This is a genomic window from Saccharothrix sp. ST-888 (assembly GCF_000955975.1).
Lineage (GTDB): Bacteria > Actinomycetota > Actinomycetes > Streptomycetales > Streptomycetaceae > Kitasatospora.
The window spans coordinates 1-992 of sequence record NZ_JYJF01000296.1; the positions used below are offsets into that span (position 1 = coordinate 1).

Genomic DNA, 992 nt, shown 5'->3' on the forward strand with positions numbered 1-992 from the left:
CCTGCCACGACGATCTTCGCGGAGGTGGTGGCGCGGCTGGCGGCGGCCGCGTTAGAGCTTGCGAAGTCCACTGAGGACCCTTTCGAGCAGCGTGACGTCAGGCGTACCGCCCGACTCGCCCGCAGCGGCGGGCTGGTGGATGGCGACAAGACCGGCCTCGGCCAGGTCCGCTACGAGAATGCGGGCGACCCCGAGCGGCACCCCGGCCAGCGCCGAGATCTCCGCCACCGACTTGACGTCCCGGCACAGCGCCACGATCCGCTGGTGCTCCGGCAGCATGCCGGCGGTGCGCTCGGCATTGCCGGTGGTCGAGATCAGCGCCTCGATCGCCAGCTGGTACCGCGGCCGGGTACGGCCACCGGTCATCGCGTACGGGCGGACCAGCGGCTGCTGCTCGTAGCCGTCGGACTGCTGGCCACCGTAGCCGCCGGCCTGCTGGCCGCCGTAGCCACTGCCGTACCCGTTGCCGTATGAGCCGGGTGTCGGGGGCGGGGTCATGTTCGTCTCCTAGCTAGGGCCGAGTGCGGCTCACACTGTCGGGAGCAGGCCGTGAACGCGCCGGATGACGCTGCGCGTTCGCTGGTGTGCTGTGGATGTCCAGCCGTCGGGAAGCGGCGGCTGGGCCCGGCGCCGGGTCGGCGCCGGGCGGGGCCTGTGGAGCTGGTGTGAGAGCTCGGCTTGGGTTCGTCCCGGAAGCAGTCAGGGCTGGGGCAGGAAGGTCTGCCGGGTGACCGGCGGACTCCCTGCCTCTTCGAGGGCGGGGAGGATGCCAAGACTCCTCCTTGCGCTGCCAATTCCGGAACCAGCTTTGGGGTGTGCGCCGGGCTCCCTCTGGCGGAGCCCGGCGTTTCCGTACGTCGGTGTCTTAGTGCAGCAGGCTGCCCTGCAGTTCTGCGCGAAGTGCGGGGGTGAGGACGGCGCCGGCTCGGTCGACGAGCAGGGCCATTTCGTACCCGACGAGGCCGATGTCGGAGTCGGGGGAGGCGAGGACG

General features: G+C 71.1%; 1 protein-coding gene. It reads right to left on the reverse strand.

The window, feature by feature from the left end; all coding sequences use genetic code 11:
- Positions 1 to 51 precede the first annotated feature (51 nt).
- Positions 52 to 498, reverse strand: a complete 447-nt coding sequence (locus tag UK12_RS32730; protein ID WP_045306847.1) for a DUF742 domain-containing protein — start codon at positions 496 to 498, stop codon at positions 52 to 54.
- Positions 499 to 992 lie beyond the last annotated feature (494 nt).